Source organism: Sphingobium sp. R-21, assembly GCF_049913335.1.
In the GTDB taxonomy this organism is placed as follows: domain Bacteria; phylum Pseudomonadota; class Alphaproteobacteria; order Sphingomonadales; family Sphingomonadaceae; genus Sphingobium.
Map to the genome: position 1 here is coordinate 292,896 of NZ_CP184375.1, position 19,828 is coordinate 312,723.

General features: G+C 62.0%; 19 protein-coding genes. 14 read left to right on the plus strand and 5 right to left on the minus strand.

The genetic code is table 11. The features are described 5' to 3' along the window. Positions 1 to 62: 62 nt before the first annotated feature. Positions 63 to 719 carry a BON domain-containing protein gene (locus ACN9MX_RS16150; protein ID WP_363736775.1) on the minus strand — a complete coding sequence of 219 codons (657 nt, stop codon included), beginning with the start codon at positions 717 to 719 and terminating at the stop codon, positions 63 to 65. Beyond that, on the minus strand, positions 691 to 1,443 hold the full coding sequence (locus ACN9MX_RS16155; RefSeq protein WP_363832557.1) for a HAMP domain-containing sensor histidine kinase: 753 nt from the start codon (positions 1,441 to 1,443) through the stop codon (positions 691 to 693). The genes ACN9MX_RS16150 and ACN9MX_RS16155 overlap by 29 nt, the downstream gene beginning before the upstream one ends. 186 nt (positions 1,444 to 1,629) lie before the next feature. Here ACN9MX_RS16155 and ACN9MX_RS16160 point away from each other — a divergent pair, with 186 nt between their 5' ends. The 14 genes from ACN9MX_RS16160 to ACN9MX_RS16225 all read left to right on the plus strand — a co-directional run bounded on the left by ACN9MX_RS16160 (position 1,630) and on the right by ACN9MX_RS16225 (position 15,216). Then, positions 1,630 to 4,305 (plus strand): bifunctional acetate--CoA ligase family protein/GNAT family N-acetyltransferase, encoded by a 2,676-nt coding sequence (locus tag ACN9MX_RS16160; RefSeq protein WP_363832554.1) that lies wholly within the window; start codon positions 1,630 to 1,632, stop codon positions 4,303 to 4,305. After that, a complete protein-coding gene (locus ACN9MX_RS16165; RefSeq protein WP_363832553.1) occupies positions 4,295 to 4,525 on the plus strand; it encodes a hypothetical protein in 231 nt (76 codons plus the stop codon). The genes ACN9MX_RS16160 and ACN9MX_RS16165 overlap by 11 nt, the downstream gene beginning before the upstream one ends. Continuing rightward, on the plus strand, positions 4,519 to 4,986 hold the full coding sequence (locus ACN9MX_RS16170) for a hypothetical protein (protein WP_363832550.1): 468 nt from the start codon (positions 4,519 to 4,521) through the stop codon (positions 4,984 to 4,986). The genes ACN9MX_RS16165 and ACN9MX_RS16170 overlap by 7 nt, the downstream gene beginning before the upstream one ends. Positions 4,987 to 4,988: 2 nt before the next feature. After that, positions 4,989 to 5,144 carry a hypothetical protein gene (locus ACN9MX_RS16175; RefSeq protein ID WP_426387715.1) on the plus strand — a complete coding sequence of 52 codons (156 nt, stop codon included), beginning with the start codon at positions 4,989 to 4,991 and terminating at the stop codon, positions 5,142 to 5,144. Further along, entirely contained in the window at positions 5,141 to 6,145 is a 1,005-nt protein-coding gene (locus ACN9MX_RS16180; protein WP_363832545.1) for a zinc-dependent alcohol dehydrogenase family protein, read from the plus strand. The genes ACN9MX_RS16175 and ACN9MX_RS16180 overlap by 4 nt, the downstream gene beginning before the upstream one ends. 69 nt (positions 6,146 to 6,214) lie before the next feature. Then, on the plus strand, positions 6,215 to 6,523 hold the full coding sequence (locus tag ACN9MX_RS16185) for a hypothetical protein (protein ID WP_363832543.1): 309 nt from the start codon (positions 6,215 to 6,217) through the stop codon (positions 6,521 to 6,523). Next, positions 6,520 to 7,014 (plus strand): Hsp20/alpha crystallin family protein, encoded by a 495-nt coding sequence (locus tag ACN9MX_RS16190; protein WP_363736781.1) that lies wholly within the window; start codon positions 6,520 to 6,522, stop codon positions 7,012 to 7,014. Before ACN9MX_RS16185 ends, ACN9MX_RS16190 begins: the two co-directional genes overlap by 4 nt. A gap of 58 nt (positions 7,015 to 7,072) precedes the next feature. Then, positions 7,073 to 8,071 (plus strand): efflux RND transporter periplasmic adaptor subunit, encoded by a 999-nt coding sequence (locus ACN9MX_RS16195; protein WP_363832540.1) that lies wholly within the window; start codon positions 7,073 to 7,075, stop codon positions 8,069 to 8,071. Then, positions 8,068 to 9,318 (plus strand): ABC transporter permease, encoded by a 1,251-nt coding sequence (locus ACN9MX_RS16200; protein WP_363832537.1) that lies wholly within the window; start codon positions 8,068 to 8,070, stop codon positions 9,316 to 9,318. Before ACN9MX_RS16195 ends, ACN9MX_RS16200 begins: the two co-directional genes overlap by 4 nt. Beyond that, entirely contained in the window at positions 9,315 to 10,007 is a 693-nt protein-coding gene (locus ACN9MX_RS16205; RefSeq protein ID WP_363832535.1) for an ABC transporter ATP-binding protein, read from the plus strand. The genes ACN9MX_RS16200 and ACN9MX_RS16205 overlap by 4 nt, the downstream gene beginning before the upstream one ends. Before the next feature lie 494 nt (positions 10,008 to 10,501). Continuing rightward, the gene (locus ACN9MX_RS16210) at positions 10,502 to 11,122 is read left to right on the plus strand and encodes a hypothetical protein (protein WP_363832532.1); all 621 of its coding nucleotides are present in this window, start codon (positions 10,502 to 10,504) and stop codon (positions 11,120 to 11,122) included. 254 nt (positions 11,123 to 11,376) lie between these two features. Then, entirely contained in the window at positions 11,377 to 12,573 is a 1,197-nt protein-coding gene (locus ACN9MX_RS16215; RefSeq protein WP_013054122.1) for an AAA family ATPase, read from the plus strand. A 53-nt stretch (positions 12,574 to 12,626) separates the two neighbouring features. Next, entirely contained in the window at positions 12,627 to 13,718 is a 1,092-nt protein-coding gene (locus ACN9MX_RS16220) for a ParB/RepB/Spo0J family partition protein (protein ID WP_363832529.1), read from the plus strand. A gap of 310 nt (positions 13,719 to 14,028) precedes the next feature. Then, entirely contained in the window at positions 14,029 to 15,216 is a 1,188-nt protein-coding gene (locus ACN9MX_RS16225; protein ID WP_363832526.1) for a replication initiator protein A, read from the plus strand. Between the two features lie 640 nt (positions 15,217 to 15,856). Here the strand turns inward: ACN9MX_RS16225 and ACN9MX_RS16230 are convergent. From ACN9MX_RS16230 to ACN9MX_RS16240, 3 genes are all read right to left on the minus strand, one after another. Beyond that, entirely contained in the window at positions 15,857 to 16,387 is a 531-nt protein-coding gene (locus tag ACN9MX_RS16230; protein ID WP_363832523.1) for a hypothetical protein, read from the minus strand. A 1,505-nt stretch (positions 16,388 to 17,892) separates the two neighbouring features. Continuing rightward, positions 17,893 to 18,717 carry a MucR family transcriptional regulator gene (locus ACN9MX_RS16235; RefSeq protein WP_363832520.1) on the minus strand — a complete coding sequence of 275 codons (825 nt, stop codon included), beginning with the start codon at positions 18,715 to 18,717 and terminating at the stop codon, positions 17,893 to 17,895. Positions 18,718 to 19,417: 700 nt separating this feature from the next. Continuing rightward, positions 19,418 to 19,693 carry an HU family DNA-binding protein gene (locus ACN9MX_RS16240; RefSeq protein ID WP_363736793.1) on the minus strand — a complete coding sequence of 92 codons (276 nt, stop codon included), beginning with the start codon at positions 19,691 to 19,693 and terminating at the stop codon, positions 19,418 to 19,420. Between the last annotated feature and the right edge of the window lie 135 nt (positions 19,694 to 19,828).

Below are 19,828 nucleotides of genomic sequence, written 5' to 3' on the forward strand. Positions count from 1 at the left end.
CGTCAGGGACCGACCCGCAATGGAGCACCCCGGCAGGCAATGGCGCCCGCCGGGGGACCGGGTCAGAATGTTGATACGACGATATTGTCCTCGACCTTGGTCACGCCGGGCGCTGCCCAGGCCGCCCGCTCCGCGACGCCGCGTTCGTGCCAGGCCTTCACCCGTCCGCCGAGGCGTACCGTGTTCCCAACCGTCGCGATCGTAACGCCGGCAGCGTCGAGATCCGCCTGACGCTTGAAGGCGGCGGCGATCCGTTCCCGAATGTCAGCGCTGACGGGCAGCTTCTTCACCTCGACAAGGTTGCTGACGCCGGTCACGCCGGAAACCCCGGCGGCTGCCCGTCTCGCCTCATCGCTCTGATAATAGGCATCGACAACGCCCGACAGCGTGACCCAGCCCTTCTCCACCTTCACATTGATCTTCTCGTGCGGGATGGAGACGTTCCACGAAAACATGTCGAGGATGCGCTTGGCAATTTCATGGTCCGCCGTCTTGGGTTCGGACTTGAAGCGCACCTGGATCTCCTCGGCGATCGCCTTGACCCCGCTGACACGTCGAGTCGCCTTTTCCGCTGCCATCTTCTCCAGATAGTTGGAAACATAGCCGGACAGGGTCACCACCCCGTCATTCACCGCCACGCCGATATCCGCATGATCGACGCTGGGATCCCACTCAAGTTCGTCCATCACGTCATGCTGCAACTGTCCATCGGTCTTCATCGCAACTCTCCTTGTTGATGGGTGCGCTCCAATGCCGGGCGCGTGATTTGCTGGCGACGGAAGGCGCCACCGGCAAAAGCATGACGACCACTGTGCCCGAGCCTGCTCGGGCACCGCCGCGAATGAATAATTTGCCTCTCATGTCCCGGATTGCTCTACGGACCCGCTGCAAGCCGTTCCCACGGCATCCGTCCACTGTGGTTAGTCGCGGTCGCGCAGCGCCGTTCGCCTGCAAGCCCGGACCATCGTCCGCAATCACCAGCCAGATCCAGTCGTTGATCCTGCGGCAACGGAGCCAGATATGCCGCGCACCCGCCCTGACCGCATTGGCGACCAGTTCCAGCATCACCGCTTCCAGTTCGGCCGGGTCGGCGCTTACCCGAGCATCGGGCAAGGCCATCTGCGTGTCGATCTCCAATGACGCCGGGTGGTTCACCATGGCGTGGAGCAAGGGCGCGGCGTGTGCGACCTGCGCGCCCACATCCACCGGGCAGCACTGTCCCGCCTTCTGCCTGGCAAGCAGCCGGGACGTGAGCTCGTTGCCCCGCACAGCCGCCTCCTCCAGCCCGCGCAGCATGGTTTGCCGCTCGGGGCCGTCTTGATGCTTGTCCAGCAGATGCCTGATTGAAGCAATGACAGCGAACAGGTTGCGCAGATCGTGAACCGTTTCCCGGACAGGATCGTGCCGTGGAGCACCGCCTTCCATGTCGCCTGAACGCTGCATGTTCGCCTCCTCGCTGATGAGGCCATTTTACGAACTGCGCATCGCCGCCCTATTCGCAACTTCCCGTAAGTAGCTTTTCATTAACCGTGCCGGACGCCCTGTGGCATTTACGGATATCTCCATGGACATCGCCCTTCCTAGGATCGCTGCGTACCCGCGCGATCCCAGCCAAGGACGAAATCAGCCATGACCATCCGCAATCTGTCGCCGCTTCTTCACGCCAGGACCATCGCCCTGATCGGAGGATCGCAGGAGGAAGGCGCCATCGGCACGCTCGTCCTCGACAATCTGCTCGCGGGCGGGTTCGAAGGTAGCATCCATGTGGTCAATCCTCACCCGGTGACGCGACAAGGCGCGACATGGGTCGCCAGCCTCGCCGACCTGCCCGCCGCACCCGAACTTGCCGTCATCATGACGCCCGAACCGACCGTGGCGGGCATCATCGACGAGCTTGGAACCCTCGGCTCCCGCTGCGCCGTCATCCTCTCGGCGGGTCTTCACGATGCCAGCGCATTTCACCACGCGATCAGGGCCGCGGCCCAGCGGCACGACATGCGGATCGTCGGACCCAATTGCCTGGGCATCATGGCGCCCCATGCGCGGATCAACGCTACCTTCGCCTGCACCCCGGCGCTGCCGGGCAATCTTGGCCTCATCTCGCAGAGCGGCGCGCTCATCACCGCAGTACTTGATTGGGCGCAAACCCGCCGGGTGGGCTTTTCCGGCATCATTTCCGCAGGCGACATGACCGATGCAAATCTTGGCGACCTGATCGACCTGCTCGCGGCCGATGCGCACACCCACGCCATTCTGCTCTATGTGGAGGGCGTCACCGAGGCGGCCGAGTTCATGGCAGCTGCTCGCGCGGCTGCGCTCCATAAGCCGATCATTGCGATCAAGGCCGGCAAAAGCCAGCTCGCCGCGCAAGCGACCCTTTCGCACACAGGGGCCATGATCGGCTCCTATGATGTGTATAAAGCCGCCTTCGAACGCGCCGGGATCCTGCTGGTGGACAGCCTGACGGAACTGTTCGACGCCGCCGAGATCCTCTGCGCCTGTGAGCCAATTCCCGGCAATCGCCTGGCGATCCTGACCAATGGCGGCGGCGCCGGCATATTGGCGGTTGATGCCTTGGCGCAGGCGGATGGGCAGCTCGCGTCATTGGCGCCGGAAACGATCGCCTCCCTTGCGGAGGTCACGCCCGCAGGTTCGCCGCGCGCCAATCCCGTCGATATATTGGGCGACGCGGACCCAGGCCGCTATGCCGCTGCTGTACGAGCCATCCTGCGCGACAGCGGGAGCGACGCGGTGCTGCTCATGAACTGCCCGACCGCACGCAGCGAAGCGAGGGAAACGGCGCTGGCTATCTGCCGCGAAGTCGCGGCGGCGGCGCAGGATCGCATCCGCAAGCCTGTCCTGGCTTGCTGGCTCGGTGACGCCAACAGCGACAGGGTAAGGCCCGTCTTCGCGGCGGCGGGCATCCCGGTCTTTTCGACACCCGATGACGCCGTCCGCGCCTTTGGCTATCTGGCCCAGGCTCGCCGCCTGCGCGAGAGCCTGACGGAAGCGCCCGCCCGGTCGCGCGATGTGCAGGCCGACCGTGCCGCCGCCCGCGCCATCATCTCCGGTGCGCAGGCGGACGGATGCACGACGCTCTCCGAAATCAAGGTGAAGAAGCTGCTGGAAGCCTATGGCATCCCTGTCGCCCCCACGCGCTTTGCCGCTTCGGCGGACGCCGTGGAAGAGGCCTGCTGCTGGCTGAGCGCGCCCTATGCGGTGAAGATCGTCTCGCGCGACCTGCCGCACAAATCGGATGTGGGCGGGGTCGCGCTCGACCTGCCAGACGCCGGGGCTGCCGTGGCCGCCGCGCGAGAGATGGAACGGCGCATCCGCCACGACTTGCCCGAGGCCCGCATCCAGGGGTTCGCCGTCGAGGACATGATAAATGTGGAAGACGGGAGGGAGATGATCGTGGGCCTCAGCACCGATCCGGCTTTCGGCCCCATCATCATGGCTGGCGCGGGCGGGGTCGCGACTGAACTTCTCGACGACAAGGCCATCGACCTCCTCCCGATCGACCATGCGCAGGCTGACGCCCTCATTGCGCGGACGCATGTCTCCCGGATGCTCGCCGGATATCGCAACGTCCCGGCAGCCGATGTGGAAAGCGTCGCCGATGTGCTGGACGCCGTGTCGGCCATGGCGGTCGACCTTCCCGACCTGATGGAACTGGACATCAACCCCCTGATCGTGAGCGCGGCCGGCGTCATCGCCCTTGATGCACGGGCGCGTATCACCGCCGGGGCGGCAACGGCATCCCGCCTTGTCCTGCGCGCGCCGCCGGAAGGATGGACGTCCGACCTCGTCACGGAGCAGGGCCTTCGCTTCCATGTGCGGCCGGTGCGCCCTGACGACGGGCCCGCCGTGGCGGCCCTTTTCGACCATGTCTCGCCCGAAGACCTGCGCTTCCGCTTCATGTCGGGCGTAGCCAAGGTCAGCCGCGAGCAGATCGCGATGATGACCCGCGTGGATTATGTCCGCACCATCAGCTTCGTCGCCTTCGGAGAGGAGGGCGACCTCCTCGCCATCGCCATGCTCGCGACCGATCCTGATCGCACCCGCGCGGAGATCGCACTCAGCACGCGCACCGACATGAAGGGCAAGGGCCTCAGCTGGACCTTGTTCGAACATGTCCTGCGCTATGCGAAGGCGGAGGGAATCGAGACGATCGAGTCTATCGAGTCCGCAGATCACGAGGCGGCCCTGCGCATGGAACGGGAACTTGGCTTCGTCACCATCGCGGATCCCGACGATCCCACCGTCCGGATCGCCAGGAAAAGCCTGGCGGCTCATGCCAGCTGACAGCATGTGCGGCGACGAACGGCCCTTTGATTTCGAAAGACGGCGCGTATCGGTGTTGGCTGAGCAGGAAGGAGACAGGATCGAGATCGTCAAAGGGGCGCCAGAAACGATCCTGGACCTGTGCGATCAGGCGCAAGTGCCAGACGGAACGATCATGCCGCTCGACGCTACGCTCAAGGCAAGCCTCATCAAGCTGCACGATGACAATGCCGCATGTTGACGATGGCGCTCGCGTCGCTGTTCCTGCCCTTCCTGCCGCTGACGCCGGTCCAGATCCTGCTCAACAACATGCTCTATGATTTGTCGCAGACAGGCATAGCGTTTGACCGGGCAGAAGGCGGCGATCTTGCCACGTCGCGTGGATGGGACATGCGCGGCCTCGTTCACTTCACCCTCATCATGGGGCCCTTGTCGTCACTGTTCGACATCGCGACCTTTGCGGCACTCATCGCCCTTGTGGCGGCAACGGCCGCACCGCCTGCTCGTAATGAGCGCCAGCCTCTGCCTCGGCACGGCGATCGCCCTGCCTTTCCTCCCGTTCGCGCCTACGTTGGGTTTCTCCGCGCCTCCGCCGGGCATCCTCATGGTGACGGCAGCACTGGTCGCCGCCTACCTCCTCTGTGCCGAAGCGCTCAAGCGGGTGGCGATGCGATAAGGTCTCTGCGGCGAATCAGGGCGTGATCGTGTATTATGCCACCAGAGCCGTGCTGGTGGCGGTTTCGTGGCCGTGGAGCTGCCTCTGGCTGCTGGGCATGGTGCTCGCCATAGACCTCATATCGCAAGGCGTGATGCTTATGCTGTTCGGTTTTTCCCTGCGTTCGGCGGACAACGTGCAATGAAGCAGATGGTGGCGATGCAGATCCCCGCGCCGGGCGCTGCCCTCCGGCGGATCGAACGCCCCATCCCCGATCCCGGACCCGGCGAACTTCTGATCGAAGTCGCTGCCTGTGGTGTCTGCCGGACCGATCTGCATGTCCTCGACGGCGAAATCTCCGCCCACTATCCCATCATACCAGGCCATGAGATTGTCGGCCGCGTCGCGGCACGGGGAACCGACGTTGAGGGCTTCACCATAGGCCAGCGCGTGGGCGTCCCCTGGCTCGGGCACACATGCGACATCTGCCCCTATTGCCGGGCAGGGCGAGAAAATCTCTGCGACGCTCCGCTCTTCACCGGAGCCACCCGCGACGGGGGCTATGCGAGCCATGCGATCGCCGACGCGCGATATTGCTTCGACCTGCCCGATTGCTTTTCCGACGTGGAGGCCGCCCCCCTCCTCTGTGCTGGCCTGATCGGGTGGAGAGCATTGCGGTTGGCCGGCCCGGCAAACGTCATCGGCCTCTACGGCTTCGGCGCCGCCGCGCACATATTGGCGCAGGTCGCCCGGCATCAGCAGCGTACCGTCTACGCGTTCACCCGAGACGGCGACACAGCGGGGCAGGACTTTGCCCGTTCGCTTGGCTGTGCCTGGGCGGGCGGCTCCTCCGAAAAACCGCCTGCGCTTCTCGACGCCGCGCTGATCTTCGCCCCGGCCGGCGAACTCGTTCCCCGTGCCCTGCGATCGGTCAAGAAAGGTGGCCGCGTAATATGCGCAGGCATCCACATGAGCGACATCCCCTCCTTCCCTTATGCCGACCTGTGGGAGGAAAGACAGATCCTGTCGGTGGCCAACCTGACGCGGGAAGACGGCACCTCCTTTTTCGAACTGATCGGCGGCATGGAACTGCACATCGTCACCCAAAGCTTTCCCCTCGATCAAGCCAATCAGGCATTGCAAAGCCTGCGCGAAGGCAGGGTCAAGGGCGCGGCCGTCCTTGTCCCGCCGATGCCGACTGCGTGACTCTACTTATGGCGCGGCATCCTGCTCCGGACGACAATTCAGCATGGACTCTATAATGGAGAATGACCCATGCGCCGCCATGTCGCCAGTGCCGCGCTGCTCAACCTTTCGCTCATAGTCGGAGCGTCGGCGCAGACCGCTCCGCCCCGCGCGCCGTCACCCCCGGCCGCGCCTAAGATGGACTGCCCAATGCATGACCGGGCAGGCGGGCACATGATGCAATCGGGCGCCATGCCGATGCAGCAGGGGCGTCCCATGCCCGGAGCGATGGAGCATTGCCGCGCGATGCATGATCCAGCCGAACGCCGGCAACAGCATCAGATGATGCACCATCCCGGCGAACCGCCAGTTTCACAAAAGCAGGAGAAGGACAAATGACTGATTTTCGTTCACTCATCCCCTTTGGGCGCAGCAATCTCTTCCGCACCGGCTTTGATCCCTTTGCCGAGATGCGCAAGGAAATGGATCGCCTGAGCGACGATCTCGGCCGTGGCTGGCTCACCAACGGCGATGGCGGGAACAGGGGCTTCAACCTCCCCCGCGTCGACATTGCGGAAACGGACAAGGGCTTGGAACTGACCGCCGAACTGCCAGGCTTTGACGAAAAGGACGTGTCTCTCGACGTGCAGGACGATATCCTGACCATAAAGGCCGAGCATAAGGAAGACCGCGAGGAAAAGGATGAAAAGAAGAATTATCATCTGATCGAGCGCAGTCGGGGCAGCTATCTGCGCCGCGTTGCACTTCCGTTCGAAGCCGATGCGGACAAGGCCAGCGCCCATTTGGAAAAGGGCCTGCTGAAAGTCATCGTCCCCCGTCTCGCCACGGAAGCAAGCAAGCCGCGTCAGATTCCGGTCGGATCGAAATAGCAGGACAAAAATCGATACGGGCAGGCAATGGTCTTGGCGTGATGCTATATACCCTCTTATGAAACGCATCGCGCTCTGGCTGTTGCCGCTCGCGCTGGTCGCGGTGGCTGCGGCATGGTGGTTGCTCGCGAGCCAAGCGCACAAGGTCGAACTCGCGCCCGTCCGTATCGGCCAGGCCGTCGAACTGGTCTATGCCACCGGCTTCGTGGAGGCGCAGCAGCCCGTTTCGGTCTCGGCCCGTCTCACCGCTCCGGTTCGCCAGGTATTGGCTGAGGAAGCGCAAACTGTCGTGCGCGGTCAGCCGCTGATCCTTCTCGATGACGAGGAGCAGCGCCACGCGCTGCAACAGGCGGCTGCGCAACGCCGCCTTGCGCAGCAGGATGAGCGGCGCGTGCTCACGCTTTTCGCCAAGGGCTGGGTCACCCGCGCTGCACGGGACTCGGCCGTAGCCGCCGCCCAAAGCGGGAGAGCGGCGGAAGACAGCGCCCGCGCGCGGCTCGACCAGATGATCGTGCGGTCGGGCATCGACGGCGTCGTGCTGCGCCGGGATGTGGAGCCCGGCGATCTCGCCAGCCCCGGCCGCATCCTCATGACGCTGGGCGATCCTTCCCGCATATGGATCACGGCCACCGTAGATGAACGCGACGTTTCCCGCGTTCGTGCCGGTCAGGAAGCATTGATGTCGAGCGACGCCTGGCCCGGCCGGGTGCTGCATGGTCATGTGCGCGAGGTGACGCCGGGCGGCGATCCCGAACAACGCGCCTTTCGCGCCCGCATCGTGACCGACGGCGCGGTGGCGCTGCCGCTGGGCCTGACGTTGGAGGTGAACATCGTCACGCGCAGGGCGCAACAAGCGCTGCTGGTGCCCGCAACCGCGATTGAAGACGGCAAAGTGTGGATCGTTCGCGACAATCGCGTTCATGCGAAACCTGTCCGCACCGGCATTGCCGGGACCAACGACGTGCAGATCCTCTCCGGCCTGTCGCGTGGCGACATGGTGGTGAAGACGCCGGAAGGGAAGCTCAAGGACGATATGCGCGTTCGGGTGCGACGATGACCGGCCAGTTGCGGCTGCTGGCCAGCGTCGCCGCCCGTCATCTTGTCGGCCGTCGCCGCCAGACCGTCGTCGCGGTAAGCGGGGTGGCCGTCGGCGTCGGATTCTTCCTCGCCGTGTCGGCCATGATGATCGGCAGCCAGAATGACTTCATCAAGACACTGATCGACGCCGCCCCGCACATCATCATTTCCGACGAGCTGCGCAGCCCGCCGCCTCAACCCGGCATCAGCCACTACAAGGGCGCGGCTGTGGACCTTCGCCACTACAAGGTCCGCAACGAAGTGCGTGGGCTTAAAGGCTGGCCGGAGATATTGCGTGCCGTCGACGCGGTGCCCGGCGCCATCGGTTCGCCCAGCCTCAGCGGCGCGATCACCCTGCGCAGCGGCGGACGCGAGGAAGCATTGACCGTCGTGGGCGTCGATCCGGCGATCGAGGAAAAGGTCAGCACGATCCAGGACCAGTTGCGCATCGGACGCCTGCGCGACCTCGAAAGCACGCAGGGCGGCATTATCATAGGCGAGGAAATGGCCCGACGGCTTGGCCTTGGCGTGGGCGATGTGGTTGGCGCGACCTCCGCTTCGGGAAAGAGCCGGTCGCTCCGCATCGTCGGCCTGTTCAAGCGCGGCCAGACGCAGATTTCGTCCGGCCTGGGCTATGTCCTGCTGCGGGAAGCACAATCACTGCTCGGCCGTCCCTTCATCATCAACCGCATCGGCGTCCGCCTTGCCGATCCCTATGAGGCCGAGCCGATCAGCCGCCGCCTGGAGGCGCGCTATGCCTATAAGGCGGAAAGCTGGCAGGAGCGTTCCGCCGACTTCCTCTCCCTGCTCGTGACCCGCAACGTCATCATGTACAGCGTCGTGTCGGCTATCCTGCTGGTCGCCAGCTTCGGCATCTACACGGTCGTATCCAACAGCGTGTCCGACAAAAGGCGCGACATCGCTATCATGCGCTCGATGGGCTTTTCAGAGCGCGATCTACAACTGATCTTCGTATTCGAAGGTCTCGCCCTGGCATTGATCGGCATCGTCGCCGGATGGCTGCTGGGCTACGGGCTGATGGCAATCCTCGGCTCGCTCAAATTCCCCATCGCGGGCGAAGACCAACGCCTGCCGCTGGACCGCTCCGCGCGTCAATATGCGATCGCAGCGGCAGCGTCCCTGATCTCGGGGGTGGTTGCCGCATGGCTCCCCGCGCGAAAGGCGGCGCGCGTCGATCCGGTCGACATATTGCGGGGCGCGGTATGAGCGCGATCATAGAGGTTCAGGACCTGTCCCGCAGCCTGCCCGGCACGCCGCCGGTGACGCTGGTCTCCGACGTGTCCCTGTCGATCCAGCCAGCCACCTTCGTCGCCATCGTCGGGCCGTCGGGCTGCGGCAAATCCTCGCTGCTCTATCTGCTCGGCCTGCTCGATCGGCCGACATCCGGACGGGTGCTGTTCAATGGGCAGGACATGAACTCGCTGCGCGGCGACGCGCGCGCCCGGATCCGGTTGGCGAGCTTCGGCTTTGTCTTCCAGTTCCACTTCCTTCTGCCGGAGTTCACGGCGCTGGAAAATGTCATGCTGCCCATGCGCAGACTCGGCAAGCTCCCGCTGGCGGAAATACAGGCAAAGGCGCAGGCGTTGCTTGAAGGCATGGGTCTTGGAGAGAAAAGCGCGAAGACGCCTGATCGCCTCTCCGGCGGCGAGCGCCAGCGCGTCGCCATCGCCCGCGCCATCGCCAATGATCCCGCACTGGTGCTGGGCGACGAACCCACAGGCAATCTCGACAGCCAAAACAGCGCCCGCGTGGTCGAGATGTTTCGCAATCTTGCTCATGATCAGGGTCGCGCGGTGGTGTGCGTCACCCATGATCCCGATGTCGCGGCGGCAGCCGACGTGCAGATCTCCATGCTGGACGGCCGTATCAAGGAAACAAGCGTCAGACCGCGATGACTGCTGGCATCAGTTCCTCCATCATACAGCCTTATCTGCCGCTGTTGGCCGCCGCGTCGCCAGATTTCGCACCTTCGGTTTGATCGGCGGTATCGGTGGTCCGGCGCCGGACATGGTTGCCGCCGCCCTCGCCCACATCATACTCCGCACGCGCCCGCACGGTCGCCTTCGGACGGATATCAATCCACCAGAATGATTGGTCTATTGACCGGGCGAGCGCTGATTGATCCAAACACCACGGCATTGCGTTATGTTAAATTTACCGGAGCAGGGCGGCTAGCGACCATTTCTCGCCGTTTAGGCGGGGGATCAGCCACCCATTTCCGGACGTAGATTTTGAGACAGGGTTACAGAGGCGGAAGCGGGAAGAGCGGCTTTCGGGGACTGCGAGCCGCTTAGTCTGGAAAATTAGCGTTTTGCAGATGGCACCGCGCGCGTATTGACGGAATGATTGCGCGTGCGCGAAATTGGCGCGAGGTCTGAAAGAGGGGGCCATGAACGACATTGTTTGGGTTAGTGACATGCTGGCGGATTCAGAGGTCAGCCTGTTTGTGACAAATGACCTTCGGCATTCGGACATCTTTCTTGAAGGCATCAATCTTTTAAAAAAGGGCGCCCCTGTGCAGGAAGGCGCTTGCCCAAAACGGATATGGGGCAGTCAGGAAGAAGATGCGCCTGCGCTTTCTTCTGTTCCTGATCTCTTTTGCGCCAATGGCCAATACATCGTTTCTGAAAAGGCTGCCAAAATATTGCGTCAGTTCGATCTAGGGGGAGGCGCGCTGTATTCGGTAAGCGAGGGTGTTTATCAGAATGACAATCTTACGCGCATTCCGGGGGATTGTTTCACTTGGATATTTGGGAATGTGAAGACGGCCTTTTTGCCAGATGAAACGCTTGCAAAAAGACCGTTTGGTGTCGCTGGAACGCGCTGGAATATGCCCTTTGTTGTTCAAGATGGCGACATTGCGGTTTCAAAATTTTCACTTGATGGTCCGGATGTTTGGATGGATCCGACATTAATGCGAGCCGTCTTTCTAAGTGGCCAACTTGGACAAGCCTTGTCCGATGCGGGCATTGCCCATGCATTTCGTCTTAAAACATGCCGAGTGATTTGATTTTGATCGGTAAGATTGTCTGCCTTACGTGGGCGGTTATGGCCGAGCAATAAACGGCCGTTTTTGAACTTTTGTGCCGGAAAGCTGACATTCCGCCTTCCACCCATCCTGACCTCTCAACCTCGCCACCCTAACACAGCTTCCAACCCGCCCCTTTCCCGCTACCACATCTCAATCCCCATTCATTTGCCAATTTGAACTATTTATGCCACATATACCCTGAACAAGCTTCAACTTCGCGCAAGAGGGCAGGAATGAACGCAGTGGTGACCCAGATCGGGGATCTGGCGGAGGCCGGCGAAAAGATGGTCGAACGCCTGCGCCGCAAGGCGTTTCTGCCGGATAGCCGGAAGGAACTCAACATCCGCTTCGGCATTGCGGAGGCGGCGCAACTGCTCGGCTGCTCCACGAATCGTATTCGCATGGCGGAGGAGGACGGACGCCTCCCCCCTGCCCCGCCGACCGAAAATGGACGCCGCCCCGGCTACAAGGTGGAGGAGCTGCTGAACATGCGGCAGGTGCTGGGCGCCTCGCCCGAACGCGCCCCGCTGGACATTCCCGCCATCATCGCGGTGCAGAATTTCAAGGGCGGCGTCGGCAAGTCGACCGTCACCACCCATCTCGCCCATTATTTCGCGGTGCAGGGCTATCGCGTGCTGGTGGTCGACTGCGACAGCCAGGCCACTACCACCACCTTGTTCGGCTTCAACCCGCATTTCAACATCCAGCGGGAAGAGACGCTCTACCCCTATCTGTCGATCGACCCGACGCAGGTCGACCTGCTCTATGCGGTCAAGCACACGGCCTGGCCCAATGTCGACCTGATCCCGTCCAATCTGGAACTGTTCGACGTCGAATATGAGCTGGCGGCCGCAGGCAGCGATGGCGGCTCCGTCCTCGCGGCGCGGTTCCGCAAGCTGAAACAGGGCCTGATGGATCTCGCCCGCCATTATGACGTGGTGCTGCTCGATCCGCCGCCAGCGCTCGGCACGATCAGCCTCGCCGTGATGCAGGCGGCCAATGCCCTGCTGGTGCCGCTGGCCGCGACCACGCCCGACTTCTGCTCCACGGTCCAGTTCCTTTCGATGATGGACCAGGTGATCGGCCAGCTCCAGCAGGCCGGGATAGAGGTCGACTATCAGTTCGTCCGCCTGCTCTGCTCGAAATTCGACAGCAATGATCCCAGCCATTCGATGGTCCGCGCGATCATGGAACAGAGCTTCGGCCCGGCCCTCCTGCCCATTCCCATTCTCGACAGCGCGGAGATCAGCCATGCGGCGCTGCGCATGATGACCGTCTATGAGCTGGAGAAGCCGATCGGCACGCCGCGCACCCACAAGCGGTGCCGCGCCAATCTGGACGAGGCCATGGGCCAGATCGAGGCGCTGGTGCGCCAGGGCTGGGGCCGCGTGGCCCCGGCGCGGGAAGAGGACATCGTCAATGCGGCGTGAAGGCCTCATCCATATGTTCACGATATGTTCCCATATGGTCGAAGGGGAATGTCATGGCGCGTAAGCAATCCGACTATCTGGCCGCCCTTCTCGCCGACGAGCCGGAGGCGACAGCGGCGCCATCGGTCGAGCCGGAGGAAGTGAGCCCGACCCCCTCGCCTCCCGACCCCTCGCCGGTCGCGCCACGCCAGGATCGCGCGCGGGGCACCACCCTGCTCGGCCGCGAATCCGCCCTCGCCCGCCTTGCTTCCGGAGAGGTGCGGCAGGTCACGCAATTGCTGCTGGACCCGGCAAAGGTCCGGATCTGGAGCGGCAATGCCCGCCTCTACGCGCATCTCGATGCGGAAAATTGCCGTGAACTGATCGACTCGATCATCGCGGAAGGCGGGCAGAAGGTGCCTGCGGTGGTCCGCCGGATCGAAGGCGATCCCGACCATGATTATGAAGTGATCGCGGGCACCCGCCGCCACTGGTCGATCAGTTGGCTGCGCGCCAACAGCTATTCCGACATGATGTTCGTGGCGCAGGTCGCCCAGCTCGACGATGAGGCCGCCTTCCGCCTCGCCGACCTCGAAAACCGCGCGCGCAAGGACGTGTCGGACCTCGAACGCGCGCGCAACTATGCGGAAGCGCTCAAGGCCCATTATGGCAGCCACCTCACCCGAATGGCCGAACGGCTGAAGCTTTCCAAGGGGTGGCTCAGCAAGATGATCAAGGTCGCGGGAATCGAGGACGCGGTGATCCACGCCTTCGCCTCTCCGGCCGACGTCCAGCTGAAGCCTGCCTATGCGCTGGCCCAGGCGCTGGACAATCCGAAGGCGGCACCGGCCATCCGGGCGGAGGCTGGCCGCCTCTCCTCCGAACAGCGTGCCCTGCGCGCGGCGGGCGCTGCCCCCATCCCCGCGGCGGAAGCGCTCAAGCGCCTGCTTGACGCCCCGCGCATTGCGCAGTCCGCGCCCAGGGAGGAACCCTTCACCTGGACCACCCGCTACGGCCGCCCCGCGCTGACCGTGCAATCGGTCAATCGGCAGGGCATCACCATCCGCCTCCACGCCGGGTCGGGCGCCGACATGGAAACGCTCGCCACCGCCCTGCGCGACACGCTCGAACATCTCGAACGCCAGGGCATGGGACTTCAACGCTGATGGAGGCTGGGGGGGCACAATCTGATCCAGGAAGCAGGAAGGCAGGCGCCGCCAGCCTCCTCGCGCCTGCCAGCTGTTTCCCCGGGGAAACAGTCTCTCTCTCCCCCTCCCCTTCCGGCTCCTCGTTTCCCCGGGGAAACAACCACACCCACCCACACCCCAACTCCACCATCCGGCCCACCGCACGCTCCCACCATCATTTCAAAACCCGCGCCCAGTCGCCGTCTCGTTCATGGAATTGCCGCGGTCCAGCCCTGCCGAGGCTCCGCCTCACCCGCCATGCGCCGCCGTTCATCTTCAGGATCCGCCCATGACCCGCACCGCCAGGACAGAGATCACCGACCAGTTCGAGCTCTTCCTCCCCTATATTGCGGACATGCCCTTGCGCGATCAGCGCGAGATGATGGAGCGCCCCTTTTTCAGTCTCGCCAAGACAAAACGGGTCAAGCCGATCGACTACACCTCCCCCGATGGCAAGGCCTGGGTCCATGTCTCCGCCAATCCCGACTATGGCATGGCCACCATCTGGGACGCCGACATATTGATCTACTGCGCCTCGGTGCTGGCCGACATGGCGCGCCGCGGGCTCAACGACATTCCGCGCAAGCTGCATCTCATGCCCTATGACCTGCTGCGCGCCATCCACCGCCCTACCACCGGCCGCGCCTATGAACTGCTCGGCCAGTCGCTCGACCGGCTCGTCTCCACCACCATCAAGACCAACATTCGCGCCGAAAACCGCCGGGAAGCCACTTTCAGCTGGCTCGACGGCTGGACCCAGCTCGTCGATGAACGCACCGAACGATCCCGCGGCATGACCATCGAACTCAGCAACTGGTTCTATGAGGGCGTGCTGATGCAGGGTGGAGTGCTCAGCATCGACCGCGCCTATTTCGACCTGACCGGCGGGCGCGAACGCTGGCTCTACAAGGTTGCACGCAAACATGCCGGTGGGGCAGGGGAGGGGGGCTTCTCCATCTCCCTGCCGACACTTTTCGAAAAGTCGGGCGCCGAAGGGCCCTATCGCCGCTTCAAATTCGAGATCGCCAAGATTGCAGAGCGCGATCCTCTGCCGGGCTATGCGGTGGAACTGGAACAGCCCGACGGCAAGCGCGAACCCTCGCTTCGCATGCGCCGTCGTCGCTCCAACGATCTGCCTCGCTCGGTAGCACCCACCCCGACAGTAGGGGCGGCACCCCAGTCCGGCCGTATCACCAGCCCCACGCCTGCGTCCGCCGACGAAGACATGCTGATCGATGCCGGCAGCATGATCCGCAAGACCTTGGCCGGAATGTCCGCCAAGGCGACCGCCGGCGAAATCACGGACGCAACCATGGCGACCCTTCGCGCGGAATATCCGGGCTGGGATTATCAGACGCTCCATCGGGAATTTCGCGACTGGCTCGAAGCCGATCCCGCACGCACGCCGGTCAATTATCAAAAGGCATTTATCGGCTTCGTCCGCCGCTTCCACGAGAAGAACCGGCACCGTCTCTAGGACACGCCGAACCCGACCGCACCGGGTCGCTGCTCTGGATTTCCCCGATATCGCGATTTCCTGATCATGGATCAGACCGCTCCAGCACCGCTCATCCGAAGATCAGCATCACAGGTGGAACGGACGAAGTCCGCCGATGCTCTCCGCCTTCCGTTCAGCCGACATCACCGATTTCCATGCGGAAGCAGCGATTTTCAGCGGATGCCTCGACATATCCCTCTTTCAACGCAAGGTGCGTTCCCGAAGTGTCGGGTTACTCGAACGGCACCCAACAACCAAGCTGCAGGCGGCTCCATTCCTTCCACCTACTCAAAGAATTTGAACGTCCTCTCCAACACCCCGCACGAATATGATTCAATCTCCTCCCACCAATCCCCACCGCCAGGCGAGCTTCGACATTACAGGAACGGTCTTCGCCCCTTCGGGAACGCTTACCCGACATTTCAGGAACGACAGTATCGACATTACGGGAACGAACTATCGATCTTATGGGAACAGGACAGAACAACCGACTCGTGCTTTTCCTGCGATTCGTACCGCAAGCCGAACCGATTAACTCTTTAACTTCCTTAGAAACCTTATAACCAGGCCATGATATTATTGGTTGAAGAAATTTGGATAAGGACTGGCTCGCCCAGGTTCAAAGGCGCCCCGTCAGCCTCTCCACCTGTGCGATCAATTTCGTTGCGCCTTGATGGGAAATGCCCAGCAAGTGGGCGACCGCAACCTTGCTGAGGCCCGGATAAGCAAGCTCAAGCCGCATCAACAGTGGAGCCTTGCTGCGCCGTGTCACGCGCGCATCCGTTGGGAGTTGCGCGAGCTTTGCCTCCAGCCGTCCCAGTTCGGCCAGTCCCCGTTTCGCTTCGCGCGCAACCATGGCCGCAATCTGCTCCGCCAGCAAACTGGCATCATCTGGCAGAAAGCGTGGCAGTTCGACGAAGGCCGGTAACGCACGTAAGCTCAGCCCTGCCGCGAACATGGCGCCGGGAAGATGGCAGGCGAGTATCCAGCCCACATCGAAACGCCGGGGATCTATGCGCCATTGGCGCCCATCGGCTGTCGTGACCAGATGACCTTCGCCAACCGGTGTGTCGAGGCTCCCCCTCGCGTCGATCAGACGCTGCGCGATCCCGAGGAAGGACGGTGCGGAATAGGGGGCCTCAAGCAGCATCTGAGCCGTCCGCCATGCGGGACCGAAGCGAACAAGATCTTCAGGCGCCCACAACGCTGCCTCCTTTCGGTCGTCCAACAGCGTGCGGGAGACTTTGAGTGTCGCTCGGGCGACCGGATCATGGCTGTCGCTCGCTGAGAGTGCGAAATGAAAAAGGGCCGCGACGGAGAGCGGATCGTTGAGGCCTTCATTATGGCGTGGGGGAGGCGTGCGCCCGCAAATCCAGTCCTGCAGATCCGTGACCGATACAGGCACACCAGCAAAGCGCGACAAGACAGAGGCGCCCTTCAACCTTGCCCTGGCGAGCCAGATGTCGGCCGCAGGACTATTGCAGAGGCGCCCATCAAGCCGACCGAGGAGAAGAAGGGCATGGTCCGACGAGGCTGGAAAGTCGCGCATTACCTAAGCATAGCGCAGCATGGTGTACAACCAAAGATGCCTGTTGGTTGTATCAGCTATGATGGAGGAAAGGCTGGAGCAAGCCGCCGTAACAATCTGCTACCGATCATTCTCATGCCATAATGAAGCACTCGCCGCCAGCGACATTTCACCTTGAGCCGTGCTGCCCGATGGCCGTGTACAAGCCGAGGAAATCCTCTCAAATGGGGCAAATGTGGAACAAAACAGGAAACGGCCATAATTTGCCTTCAGGGCCCTCTGGAGAGCTTTTGGTCGGCCTGCATGATCGGGCATAGGGGAGGCGATTTTTCGCGCTCAGTGAGCGCCCCAGGCTGCACGAATTTTAGGCATTCTCGCTCAAACGGCGCTGGGGTGCCGGACCTGAGAAGCCGTCCTATCGATCCGCAGGGGAAAATATCGATCACTGATAGTTCATCACGCAGCACCCAGAATGTGAAGTGATGGGCGGAAGCTTCCCGATGCCTTGCTGAATGACGGTGAAAGTTTATGACTGCCAGCATTGCGCTTCTGATAGCTGCAATGAATGTCTTGCTTGATTGAGGCAGTCGACCGGGCGCCGGTAACTTCTACAAGTTGAAGATGGACGCAAATTCAATCGGCAGATGCCATGGCGCGTCGCAGCCATGGGCAATTTTTGCGCGCCAATTTTCGGATCGCGATCTGATGCACGGCGTGGTTTGTCTTGCCGCGATTTCCTGGCCGTCCGATGATACCGCCCAATTGGAAAATGCTCCAAATCTTCTTTCGACACTCTGTTTCAAATTTCCCAAGCGATATTTTGGGTCTTGTAACGGCTTGCACTGATCCAAATCTCGCAGCAGCGTGATTGGATTGCGATATTATGATGAGTTAAACTGGCGGGATTGATTTGGGTGATCTGCTGAACATGCCCTTGAAGCGAACAGCACTTCCGCCACTCTACCCAAAAACTGTCACATTAGTCAGGGTGATATCGTGATCAGCAGTTCATATTTCGCGGAGCCGGGCATTTTCAGCCGCCCATCTTCGAACGAGCTTCCGCAAAGCTCGCGGAGGTAAAGCGCCGGCATGTCGTTGCTCATGGCAAAGACATGCCGGCGTGCCAATCAGGCCTTTTCGGCTGTAGGTGCCTTGGCTGCGGGCTTCTTCTTGGCCGCAGCCTTGGCGGGCGCCTTCGTCGATGCTGTTCCTGCGCCGGGCTTTTCAGACGGTTTGTCGCTGGCCGAAGCCGCCTTCTTCTTCGGGGCCGGCGTTGCTATGGATAGACGCTTGCGCGAAGCGGCGGGCTTTTCAGCAGGCTTCTTGGCTGCGACCGGCTTTGCTTCCACAGGCTTCACTGCGAGTACCTTGGCGTCTGTCGACTTGGCAGGGGCAGTCTTTGCTTCCGCAGTTTTGGAAGCCGAAGGCTTGGCCGGGGACTTCGCCGCTGCCGGCTTGGCAGGGCTGGCCTTTGCGGGCGCACTCTTCGGAGCTGCTGCTGCGCTGGCTGCTGGAGCAGGCGCCGCTTCCGCCGGCTTCTTCGCGGTTACGGGCTTGCGGCCAAGGCCAAGCTTCGTGGCGACCGCCCGCCGTGCTTCCGAATAATTGGGCGCAACCAGCGGATAGGATTTCGGCAAGCCATAGCGTTCGCGATATTCATTGGGCGACAGACCATGGCTGGCCAGGTGCCGCTTCAACGTCTTGTATGGCTTGCCGTCAATCATGCTGAGAATATGTTCGGGCGAAGACAGGCTTTTGCGTACCGATACGGCTGGAGTATAAGTCGGCACTGCCGCCTCTTCAGGCTTTGCGGCCGGATCATCAGTCAAGGCAAGGCGGGTGGTCCGGATGAGGTCGGCAAGACCTTCGCTCGCGACATTATTGTTCGAGACAAAGGCACTCACCAGCTGAACAGTGAGCGTCGTGATGTCAGGCTGGTTGTTTTCAGACATTGGCCCCGCTTCCCATCTTTGAGTAATAGAAGCGGCCTTTTGCGCGGTTTTGCGTGAAATGTAAATCCGAATCGACTTGACAGCACAGACACGGGCTATCGAGCGCGGCTAAACAACTCCAATTTGTCTCGACATGGCACACTTGATGAAGGGGTTTCCATCAATGAACCGCTGTCTTCATCGGTCCTTTGGCGGCCACGTCTCGCAAATAAGATGTTGGTACAAGGATGACGGACAAGATTCTATATTCGCGTGCCGGCTATCAATGCTCGATCAATGCAAGATAAGATCCCATAGTATGAAAGCTGTTTCCTGTATAAAATGCAAGCTTTCGACCCGCCCGCGGACTTTGAGAGAGGATGCCCGAACGACGCCCAAAGGCGCTACGTCTGCAACGGCAAATACGAAGCCGCGGGCAGCAACCCGTCGCGACACGGTGGGACGGAGTGCTGAGAGGGGCCTCGGGAATTGCAGAAACAGCGTCGTGACGGCCGGCATGTCCGGGTCTCATATCATGTGCTGGACAGCTCGTCAGTTCACGAGGAAAGGCAGGCTCCTGTGAAAATGGCGCGCCCGCCAATAAGGCAGTGCGCGCCATTTCATAAAAGGAAGATGCGGTCCGCCATCTGGGACCAAAAACTTCCGATCATGTTTCGACGGAGACTTGATCGGCGACCGGATGCGGCCGCCAGGATCGTCTTCAGCCGTTCAACTGGTCCTTCACGGCCTTGGCCGGGGTGAAGGTCAGCTTCTTGGAAGCGGCAATCTGGATAGCGGCGCCGGTCGACGGATTGCGACCTTCGCGAGCTGGCTGGTCCTTGACCTTGAACTTGCCAAATCCGTTCAGCGAAACTTCCTCGCCCTTAGCAGCAGCACCGGCGATGGTGGAAAATATGCCATCGACATATTTGCGCGCGTCGGCCTTGGTCAGTCCATGGTCGGCGGCCAGTGCTTCGGCGAGTTCAGTATTGTTCATGATGATCTCCCTTTCGTGGACGGCTGGTCTTAACCTGTCTCTGCGCGCTCAACTAGCCCCTTTGCGATCGGTAACCGGCGAAAATCGGCAGTAAAATCGCGTTATTGACGCTTTCAGACGTCAAAATCATGCCGG

Coding starts and splice junctions, on each gene's coding strand:
- ACN9MX_RS16200 (WP_363832537.1), top strand. CDS start 8,068: ATGACCGGCCAGTTGCGGCTGCTGGCCAGCGTCGCCGCCCGTCATCTT.
- ACN9MX_RS16160 (WP_363832554.1), top strand. CDS start 1,630: ATGACCATCCGCAATCTGTCGCCGCTTCTTCACGCCAGGACCATCGCC.
- ACN9MX_RS16180 (WP_363832545.1), top strand. CDS start 5,141: ATGAAGCAGATGGTGGCGATGCAGATCCCCGCGCCGGGCGCTGCCCTC.
- ACN9MX_RS16185 (WP_363832543.1), top strand. CDS start 6,215: ATGCGCCGCCATGTCGCCAGTGCCGCGCTGCTCAACCTTTCGCTCATA.
- ACN9MX_RS16205 (WP_363832535.1), top strand. CDS start 9,315: ATGAGCGCGATCATAGAGGTTCAGGACCTGTCCCGCAGCCTGCCCGGC.
- ACN9MX_RS16235 (WP_363832520.1), bottom strand. CDS start 18,717: ATGTCTGAAAACAACCAGCCTGACATCACGACGCTCACTGTTCAGCTG.
- ACN9MX_RS16170 (WP_363832550.1), top strand. CDS start 4,519: ATGTTGACGATGGCGCTCGCGTCGCTGTTCCTGCCCTTCCTGCCGCTG.
- ACN9MX_RS16215 (WP_013054122.1), top strand. CDS start 11,377: ATGAACGCAGTGGTGACCCAGATCGGGGATCTGGCGGAGGCCGGCGAA.
- ACN9MX_RS16190 (WP_363736781.1), top strand. CDS start 6,520: ATGACTGATTTTCGTTCACTCATCCCCTTTGGGCGCAGCAATCTCTTC.
- ACN9MX_RS16220 (WP_363832529.1), top strand. CDS start 12,627: ATGGCGCGTAAGCAATCCGACTATCTGGCCGCCCTTCTCGCCGACGAG.
- ACN9MX_RS16150 (WP_363736775.1), bottom strand. CDS start 719: ATGAAGACCGATGGACAGTTGCAGCATGACGTGATGGACGAACTTGAG.
- ACN9MX_RS16195 (WP_363832540.1), top strand. CDS start 7,073: ATGAAACGCATCGCGCTCTGGCTGTTGCCGCTCGCGCTGGTCGCGGTG.
- ACN9MX_RS16155 (WP_363832557.1), bottom strand. CDS start 1,443: ATGCAGCGTTCAGGCGACATGGAAGGCGGTGCTCCACGGCACGATCCT.
- ACN9MX_RS16225 (WP_363832526.1), top strand. CDS start 14,029: ATGACCCGCACCGCCAGGACAGAGATCACCGACCAGTTCGAGCTCTTC.
- ACN9MX_RS16210 (WP_363832532.1), top strand. CDS start 10,502: ATGAACGACATTGTTTGGGTTAGTGACATGCTGGCGGATTCAGAGGTC.
- ACN9MX_RS16230 (WP_363832523.1), bottom strand. CDS start 16,387: ATGCTGCTTGAGGCCCCCTATTCCGCACCGTCCTTCCTCGGGATCGCG.
- ACN9MX_RS16240 (WP_363736793.1), bottom strand. CDS start 19,693: ATGAACAATACTGAACTCGCCGAAGCACTGGCCGCCGACCATGGACTG.
- ACN9MX_RS16165 (WP_363832553.1), top strand. CDS start 4,295: ATGCCAGCTGACAGCATGTGCGGCGACGAACGGCCCTTTGATTTCGAA.